General features: G+C 64.4%; 8 protein-coding genes. 2 read left to right on the plus strand and 6 right to left on the minus strand.

Annotated elements, in window-relative coordinates:
* Window positions 1-3: 3 nt before the first annotated feature.
* The 3 genes from ACJH6I_RS31170 to ACJH6I_RS31180 are packed head-to-tail and all read right to left on the minus strand — an operon-like array spanning window position 4 to window position 3066.
* The gene (locus tag ACJH6I_RS31170; protein ID WP_406785172.1) at window positions 4-1839 is read right to left on the minus strand and encodes a glycosyl hydrolase 2 galactose-binding domain-containing protein; all 1836 of its coding nucleotides are present in this window, start codon (window positions 1837-1839) and stop codon (window positions 4-6) included.
* A 4-nt stretch (window positions 1840-1843) separates the two neighbouring features.
* A complete protein-coding gene (locus tag ACJH6I_RS31175; RefSeq protein ID WP_234785467.1) occupies window positions 1844-2824 on the minus strand; it encodes a DUF1839 family protein in 981 nt (326 codons plus the stop codon).
* 5 nt (window positions 2825-2829) lie between these two features.
* The gene (locus ACJH6I_RS31180; protein WP_029104977.1) at window positions 2830-3066 is read right to left on the minus strand and encodes an acyl carrier protein; all 237 of its coding nucleotides are present in this window, start codon (window positions 3064-3066) and stop codon (window positions 2830-2832) included.
* A gap of 106 nt (window positions 3067-3172) precedes the next feature.
* Here ACJH6I_RS31180 and ACJH6I_RS31185 point away from each other — a divergent pair, with 106 nt between their 5' ends.
* Window positions 3173-4339, plus strand: a complete 1167-nt coding sequence (locus tag ACJH6I_RS31185; protein WP_061001261.1) for an acyl-CoA dehydrogenase family protein — start codon at window positions 3173-3175, stop codon at window positions 4337-4339.
* 5 nt (window positions 4340-4344) lie between these two features.
* A complete protein-coding gene (locus ACJH6I_RS31190) occupies window positions 4345-5283 on the plus strand; it encodes an amino acid--[acyl-carrier-protein] ligase (protein WP_061001262.1) in 939 nt (312 codons plus the stop codon).
* Window position 5284: 1 nt separating this feature from the next.
* Here ACJH6I_RS31190 and ACJH6I_RS31195 read toward each other — a convergent pair whose 3' ends face one another.
* From ACJH6I_RS31195 to ACJH6I_RS31205, 3 genes are all read right to left on the minus strand, one after another.
* Window positions 5285-5470 carry a hypothetical protein gene (locus ACJH6I_RS31195; RefSeq protein WP_061001263.1) on the minus strand — a complete coding sequence of 62 codons (186 nt, stop codon included), beginning with the start codon at window positions 5468-5470 and terminating at the stop codon, window positions 5285-5287.
* Window positions 5471-6230: 760 nt separating this feature from the next.
* Window positions 6231-7673 (minus strand): sugar transferase, encoded by a 1443-nt coding sequence (locus ACJH6I_RS31200; RefSeq protein ID WP_082762010.1) that lies wholly within the window; start codon window positions 7671-7673, stop codon window positions 6231-6233.
* A gap of 481 nt (window positions 7674-8154) precedes the next feature.
* Entirely contained in the window at window positions 8155-8829 is a 675-nt protein-coding gene (locus ACJH6I_RS31205) for a GNAT family N-acetyltransferase (protein WP_138249302.1), read from the minus strand.
* Window positions 8830-8922: the final 93 nt, after the last annotated feature.

The raw sequence follows: 8922 nt of genomic DNA on the forward strand, positions 1-8922 counted from the left end.
GAGTTACGGCAGATAGTACGCTACTATCTGCCGTAAATCCTTAGCGCCGGATTTCGAGAATCTGCTCCCCGACCCCCGTTTCGCCGCGCCGTCGGAGTCCAGAAGTCCCCACCCGGCGCCGGCCACTGTGTCCCGGCCGGACAGCACAAGGGCCCCGCCACAGCCTGAGTCGGCTCGCCGCCAGTAGGCGAAGCATTCGCGCATCGCGGTGGCCACGGCAAGGCGCCCGAGCTGCAGATACCGTTCGGGTTCCGTGCGCCGGACGGCGAGCAGGACTTCACCGAACACCTCGTGCGCGTAGAAGTCGCGGACGTCCTCGAAGTCCCAGGAGGAGCCGCGGTCCCGTGGCACGCCGGCCTTCCAATCGGGATGATGACCGGCCATCGCGGCGGAGCCGAAATGACGTTCGACGTAGTCGGACACCGGGGGATTGGAGAACGCCAGGCTCTCGGCAGCGAACCGGATTCCGGCGCTCCGCACGTCGGCGATTGGTCGTAGGTAGCCACCGACGCCGAACCAGTGCGCTATGCCGGTGTCCGGGCGGATCGCGAGATCGGCGGTACCGGGTGGGGCCGACGGTGAGGCCCGGACGTAGTGGGCATCAGAGTGTTCCGCGACAGCGGCACCAAGTACTGATTCCAGGACCTCAATCACCGACTCGTCGTGGCTGAGTCCGAGCATCTCGGGCTGTTGCAGCGTCTCGCTGCCTCCGCTGACCACCGCCAGCACTGGGTTTCCCGACACTCCTTGCAGGACCGAGATGAGTTCTCTTGCGATCAACTCGCTCTGCTCGACCGGGGGATCGAACGTCGCCAGCATGGCGTCCTGCCACACCAGCAGGCCCGCCTCGGCGCAGGCCTCCCAGAACTCGGCCTGCTCGAAGAGCAAGCCACCCACCACTCGCACCATCGTGGCACCGGCGGCCGCGAAAGTCCTTACCTGATCGCGAATCTGATCGGGATCGGCGAATGCCCGGATGGGGTCCGGGGGAGACCACGTCACGCCCCGGCAGAAGATCGCAGTGCCGTTCACGCTGATCCGAAATCCGTCCGCTGCGACCGACAGTGTCCGAAATCCGACGGGCCGGTCGGCGACTTCCACGCCATCGGCCTCAAGGCGTACCCGGTACACGTGTTGCGGTCCATAGCCGTTGGGCCACCAGAGCAGCGGAGACGGAACGGCGACGTCGAACCGGAAGCCACGTTGGGTCGGTGCGGTGGTGTCGTCGGCTATCTGTCGGCCGGCCGGATCCACCACGGTGAGCCGGATCGTGCGCGCACCGCTGGTTCCCGCAACTGTGATGACGTTTCCGTCGACCTTGGTGACGACATCGGTCCGGGTCTGCGCGGTGACAGCAGTCACCGGACGCCAGATGCCAACGGGCGCCGGAAGATTCCCATACACGGGGGCGCGGCCGATGAGCGTCGTTCGAGCCCACCGCAGGCCCGGTGCACCGACCAGCGTGGAGCGCCAACGTCCTCTTGGCCTTCGCGTCTTGAGCCAATGATTCAGCGACGCGAAGCGAATCACCAGCTCGTGATCACCGGCATCGCATTCGATGCGCAACGGCAGAAACATCGATTCACAGTCGGCCACCGGCGACCCATCGAGAAAGACCGTGGCGGGGAAGGTCAGTCCTTCGAATTCGATACTGGTCGCGTGTTCCGTGGTCAACGTGGTCCGGTACCACCAGTCGTGGTCGTCGGGGTTGCCGACGAACGCGGTCGCTACCGTCGCTGGGATCTCCACGCTCGGTGCGGTTGCCCAGGCGCCGGCCAGCTCATTGGTTACCGCAGCGGCGCCGGGATCTCGGCGCAGTACCTGCCAACGTGCCAGCATCGGCTCAGCCGACCGCGTCGGCGATGGCGTCGAGCGCGTCCTGCCAGTCGGTGGCCATGGCGGAAAGCGCGGCGGACACATCGACTTTCCGCCCGCTCACCGCGCGCGCCATCTTGAACTGCACTGCCTTCGCCGCCGCCGCGACGTTACGCAGTAACACTGCTGCGGCGGCCGCACCCGAGAACTCGGCATCGAGGTGTTCGGCCAGATCGGCCAGCAGTTCAGCCGACGCCCCGCACTGACGCAGCGAACCGAAGGCCCACAAGTGGAAGCGGGCCATCCCCGCCTCAGGCAGCCAGGTCCCGGCCTCCTCGACGCAGGTTGCCAGACGATCGATCGGATTTCCGCTCGGGCGACGTGAAAGATGCTCGCGCACAATGATTGCTAGGGCACCAGGCTGTGCACGGGCCGGGAAGAGACGGACGACTTCGATGTACGGCGGGAGCAGCGGTGCCGACGCGGCAGTCAGCCCGAACACGCCGTCGAAGTCTTCGCCGTCGAGCGCGAACAACCCCGCGTTGTGCAGGTAGCGCATCTGCCTTGCGTTCCGGTCGACGTTCAGGGGCGTGATCGTGGTCTTGACGTGCTCATTGCGATAGGCGGTTCCCGCGGTGTCGGGCAGCCACCAGCTGTCGACTTCCACGGTGTGCAGCACGCCGCGCCGCGGCCCCGTCTCCACCAATTCGAGCACCGGAAGCCACGAATTCTCTTCGGTTACCTCGATGCCGTACAGCCGACGCAGGTCTTCCGGTTGCTGCTTGCCGAAGGTCCAGCTGAGCCCGTCATGGTCAACCGAAAGCAGCGACGCGAAGCTCGGAACAGGGTCCAGCCCAAGACAATTCAGAATCTCGATCCACAGGTCGAGATAGCAGTTCGTCTCGACCCAGAGCCGGTCGGCGTGGTGCGTGAAATGCGGTTCGTAACCGTCGGGCCTGGCGTCGATCTGCAGGGCAGCGGCAGCTTGCGGCACCATGGCGCGACTCATGAGCCCTACTTGGCGAGATTCGAGACGACCGCCTGGATGTTCCGTATCGAGGCAAAGGTGGACTTCTTGAGGGCTTCATCGGGAAATTCGATGTCGAACTCGTCTTCGAGCGCCAGCATCACATTCACCGAAGCGTGGGAGGTCAGGCCCAATTCATAGAGGTCGGCGTCGTCGGCCACCCCGATCGGGTCGACGGCCATCCGGCCGTGCGCAGCCAAAACGCGTTCGATGGTTTCCCGCATACCCGTATCATACAGAGTATTCGCCGCTGATAGTTCGCTGTATTCATCACAGCTAACTACAATTCTGCGAGGAACCGAAGGTCGGTTCATCGCCCGAGGGGGTCTCATGCCCGATCTTGACGGTGCGGTCACGCGCACCGCGTCGACCATTCCCGGGCTCGTCGACGCCGTGCGCGTCGCCGCTGGCGCCGCAGATGAGGTCGACCAGCAGGCGCGGTTCCCGCACGAAGCCGTCGACGCACTCAAACAGGCACAATTACTTTCGTGCGGTCTTCCAGCCGAACTCGGTGGTCAGGGGTTCCGCATCGCCGAACTGTCGGTGATCGCCCGGGCGCTGGGTACCGCGTGCAGCGCCGCGGGCATGGTCTTCGCCATGCACCAGACGCAGGCCCTGGTCCTTGCGAAGTACGCCCGTAGCGGCCCCGCCGCGGAAGTGGCAAGAAGCATCGCAGCAAATCAGTTGCTCATTGCGTCAGCAACAACTGAGAGCACAACTGGTGGTGATCTCGGCTCGTCGACGTGTGCGATCGTCAGCGAAGGCGACGAAGTTCTCCTGGAAAAGAACGCGCCGGTGATCTCGTATGCCGAGCAGGCCGACTACATCGGCGCCACCGCCAGGCGTCACCCGGATGCAGCCAAGAACGATCAAGTCCTGCTGTTGTGTCCGGCGGGCGACACCGATCTCAAGCGCACCAGCACCTGGGACACCATGGGCTTTCGTGGCACGTGCAGTCCCGGCTATCTGTTGTCGACGCGGACTTCGGCCGCCAACCTGATTCCGGCCGACTACGCGAGCATCCTGGCGACCACGATGCTGCCCGCGTCACACACCCTGTGGGCGTCGGTGTGGTTGGGAATCGCCGACGCGGCATACGCCAAAGCCCGCACGGTCGTTCGACAAGCCGCGCGCAAGGCGCCGGACAAGACCGTCCCGCAAGCGTCGGTGCTGGCTGATCTGACCGTGACGCACCAGCGCTTCGAATCGATGGTGCTACACGAGGTTCTGCGCTATCAGTCCTTGGCCGAGTCCGGTGCCGATGAAGCGACCATCAGCTTCACCGTCGCCATGAACAATCTCAAGATCGCCGCATCGACTGCGGTGATCGATGTGGTGACCGAGGCGTTGAAGATCGTCGGCCTCAATGGTTACCGCGAGGACCACGCGCTGACCATGGGACGTCTCCTACGGGACGCATTCGGTCCACAGCTGATGGTCTCGAACGAACGTATTCGAGTAAACAACGCCAATCTCGTGTTGGCCTACCGGGGGTGAGAGCATTGACGACAGCTGGCGAGCCGCTCGAATTGGCGCGCAAAGAATTTCGCGATGAGCTGGTCGATGTCGGCCACTTGGTGCCGTTGGGCATCGACGGACTCTATGGCCGCGGCGGTGATTTCGAGAAGATCATCGACGGCATCGATGTCGCGGTGCGTCGGAAGGGCGCCGAGGTGCACGGCGACGCGGCTGCGGTCTTGCGTTTTCCTCCGTTGTACCCGCGCGAAGCGTTCGAGAAGACCGACTACATCGCGTCGTTCCCGAATCTGACAGGCGCCATCTCGACATTCACCGGAGGCAACCCCGAGCATCGCGCGCTGCTGGCGGATCGTGACGCCGGACTGTCGTGGGATGGCCACCTGAACCCTGCTGGGACCATGCTGGTTTCGGCCGCGTGCCATCCCAGCTACGGCACGCTCGCCAAGATCCTTCCCGAAGGCGGGGCGCTGATGGATATCTACGGCTATTGCTTCCGGCATGAGCCTGCGATCGACCCAGCGCGTATGCAAGCCTTCCGAATGCACGAGTATGTGCGCGTCGGCTCACCCGAACAAGCTGAGAGACATCGCGACTCGTGGGTGGACCACGGCATGGAGGTACTCACCGCCCTCGGCCTGGACGCCCGGCCCGCGCCTGCCAATGATCCGTTCTTCGGCAGAGCGGGCCGAATGCTGGCGGCCAACCAGCGGGACGAGAATCTCAAGACGGAGCTGTTGGTGCGGCTCTACGACGACCTCGATGACGGTACTGCCGTGGTGTCGGCCAACTGCCATCGGGATCATTTTGGTGAGACGTTTGGGCTGTCGACCGCCGACGGGGCCGTGGCGCACAGCGCCTGCGTTGGGTTTGGCATGGAACGAATCGCCCTTGCCCTGCTCAAAACCCATGGCCTAAAGCCTGATTCATGGCCGAGCGCGGTTCGCGAAGCGCTCGGGTGGTAGTTCAGGAGATGAAGCGCATGACGTCGGACCCGGCGACGTCATGCCGCTTCGCCTGTCGGTAGCCCAGGGCGACGCCGATTGCGACGACCATCAGCATCGCCACGGACCCGGGGACCGCGGCCGCATTGACCAAGTTGCCGCGCAGTGCGACCGGACTGTCCGAATCCGGCCCTATCACCAGCGGCAACCGGGCAAGGTCAGCGATTGAACTTCTGATGCTGACCCTGTTCGTCGGTGCCGAAAGTTGTGGCGCATCCGGTCGTTCGTCAGACGGTGTTGCATCCCAGCGCAATTCGTGCGCTACGGTCGGCGATAGAGTCGTGGCGGCATGGCCACTCACCTGCACCCGGTGGGGTTTCTCGGGTGAGTCGATTGGAAGCCGCGACGCGCGCCGGGTAGCTTCGGTGGACGTACTCGGCCGCCGACCGGAGGCTGTCCGTTGGCGGGGAACTGCGCGGCTACCGGTCGATGATTCCTGGCCCGCCGGTGCACGGCCCGGGCGGGCAGACATTTCCGAGTCACTCGGCTCGGCCGCTTTCGCCGCCGGCCGCTCGGCCTCGAAGTCCGCGCCGCCTGGTGTGCGCCGGACCGTCTTCCCAGGGGCCTGAGCCGGCGCAGCGGGCACGTCACCGACGCTCGGTGATGAAGGTAAGCCCTTGGGGGACTTGGCCGATGTGTGCCCGAAACGCGCTACACGGCCGTCTGCTCCTGCGGATGCCCCCGGCCGCGAGTCAACCGGCGACGTCGGTGACGGGTCCGCCATGGCTGGTGGGCAGCAGGCCACCGCACCAGCCATGGTCATGATCGCCAGCCACAGCGCCGCATCGTGCCGACTCGATCCCGTCATTCTGCCGCGCATCTCCTGGCATGCCTGAACCTCGAGCGACGTTGATCGGGGGCGGTCTCGCTCGAGGTCCAGGAGTTTCGTGGGCAAGTCGCCACGGTTGTCAGTAGGCGCCGCTGCCGGTGAGGACGGTGCGGACGGTTTTGGCGATGATGAGGATGTCTTGGAGGAGAGACCAGTTTTCGACGTACGAAAGGTCCAGGCGCACAGCGTCTTCCACCGCGAGGTCGGAGCGTCCGCTGATTTGCCAGAGGCCGGTGAGGCCGGGTTTGACGGTGAGGCGTCGGCTGACGAGGTCGTCGTAGGTGTCGACTTCGCGGCGCACTTGGGGTCGAGGGCCGACAACGCTCATATGTCCGGTGAGGACGTTGAAGAACTGGGGGAGTTCGTCGATGGAGTACTTGCGGATGATCTTGCCGATGGGGGTGACGCGCGGGTCGTCCTTCATCTTGAAGAACATCGCGCCTCCTCCGCTGGCGGCGATCATGTCGGCTTGGCGGGCATCAGCGTCTTGGTACATGCTGCGGAACTTGGTCATCTTGAACGGGATGCCGTCCAGGCCGATGCGCTCCGCCTTGTAGAAGATCGGGCCTGCGCTGGTGAGCTTGACGGCCAGGGCGGTGACGAGCATGAGCGGGGCAACCGCCAGTAGCGCCGCACCGGCGAAGGCGATGTCGAAGGTGCGCTTGATGAGTGAATTTGCGCGGCTGTATTGGGGTTTGGTGATCTCGAAGACCGCCATGCCGGCGACGGGGCGGCTGGTGAGGCGTTGGTCGGCGATGTCGATGAGGCCGGGGGCAACCATGAGGTCGATACCGTGGGTTTCCAGTTCCCACATGAGTCGGCGGATCTCGGTGGGGCTGAGATGGTGAGTGGCAGCCAGGGCGACAGTGTCGGCGTTGGTGCGATGAACGGCGGCGAGGATGGCTTCGTCGGTGCCGACGATCGGGATGTCGCGGCCGGCGATGGTGATGACTTCCTTGGCGTGCGTGGGTCCCATGGGGGTGCAGAACCCGGCGACGTGGTAACCGGCCCAGGGGTCTTTGGCGAACTCGGTGGCGATGTCTGCGGCAGCACTGGTAGCACCGACGACCAGGAGGCGGCTTTGGTTGTAGCCCAGGCGGCGCTTGCTCGCGTGGAATTTGCGCCAGATCCAGCGGGTGGTGATCAGACCGACCAGGCCCGTCGGTAGAGCGATGGCGAGATAGCCGCGCGAGATGTTCAGGTGGAACAGCGTCGAGGCGATGGCGATGAGGCCGAACAGCTGCAACGTGGCCGCGGCGAGGGTGACGTACTCATCGAAGCCTCGGCCGACGACCTTGGCCGAGCGGCTGCCCAGTGATAGGAAGCCCATCCACGCCACCGCGATGACAGCCGATACGGCCAGATACCGGACATGCGGACCGTTGTCGAGGGACACGTAGACAGGGTGGCCACCGGTGGTGGCGAACCGGAAAATTTGCCCCAGGATGACGGAAGAGCAAATAACTAGAGCATCGCTGAAAATGAGCTTGCGTGCATATTTTGCGTGACGCTGCTCACGCATTGACCTTCCCCGGTTGCTGATTGTGGTAGCAGCTGGTAGCTGCAGCGCAAGCTCGCTTGCAGCGGGGAATTGGCCGGTGGTGGACTCGTTTGAACTGTTTACCTGCGGGTTTCCAACTGTAGGTGTCGACATGGCTACCGGGGCGCTCTCTGCTGGGCGGGACTCACTCGGTTGGTTCGACCCCAGGCTGCTCGCAGGGTTCACCTGCCGATTTGGGATCAGCGCGGTGACCGGCGGTGGTCTCGCGCGACGTGCTACTTGTTAACGAACGCGATTTTTAGCAAATTTATACCGAAGGCTTGGAATCGGCAAGTAGGACACCTAACGAACGCGTGTTACGGCCATCACGCTTGAAGCCCGACTCCTGCGAGGTCGGCGGTTCTGACTGGTCAGGAGTTCATGGAACGGGCGAAGCCGACACACGGATTCCGGGACCATCGCAGACGGCCCAGGACGTGGAGTGTCGGCGAAGCGACCCGAGTCAGGAAATACGGACGATCTCGAGGGGGACCGTACGCGTCAGAGTGAAACCCATCGCCTTGTAGAGCCTCTGAGCCGGGTTGTCGCTCGATGTATGGAGGAACGGAGTTTCGTCGCGCTCGCGGATACCGTGGGCGATTGCGCGGATCAGGCGGGACGCCAGGCCCTGTCCGCGGGCTTCGGGGGCGGTGCACACTGCGCTGATTTCCGTGAATCCGGTCGGTCGCATCCGCTCGCCGGCCATCGCGACGAGCGAACCATCGGCGGCGCGGATACCCAGATAGGTTCCGAGTTCGATGGTCCGGGGGAGGAACGGTCCCGGTTTGGTCCGCTCGACCAGGGCGGTCATCTCGGGCACGTCGGCCGGCGTCAGAGGTATCGCCGCCGGATCGGGAGCAGCTTCGATTTCGCTGCCCTCATATTGGACCAAACCGAACGTCTCGACGACGGACCAGCCCGCGGGCAGCGCGGTGGCGCGGTCGCGAAGGACCGCGATCCCGGTGTCGCCGGCCAGGCGGGCGACGTGGATGTAGTCCTCGGCGGTCAGTTCGCGTGGGTGACCATAGAACACCGAAACGTCCGCGCGGTATCGCTGGATCCGTCCGCTGACTTCACGGAACCGGCTGTGTGGGCCGTCGAGCGCGGCGTTGAAGGGGTCGGCGAGCACATCGGTCACGCCTCGATCATCCCAGATGTCCGTTCTCATTGAATCTGGGGCACATTTACTAGTCTGACCTGCATTGCCCCAGATTGGATGAGAATTTCGATC

It is taken from the genome of Mycobacterium sp. SMC-13 (assembly GCF_045311035.1).
Taxonomy (GTDB): domain Bacteria; phylum Actinomycetota; class Actinomycetes; order Mycobacteriales; family Mycobacteriaceae; genus Mycobacterium.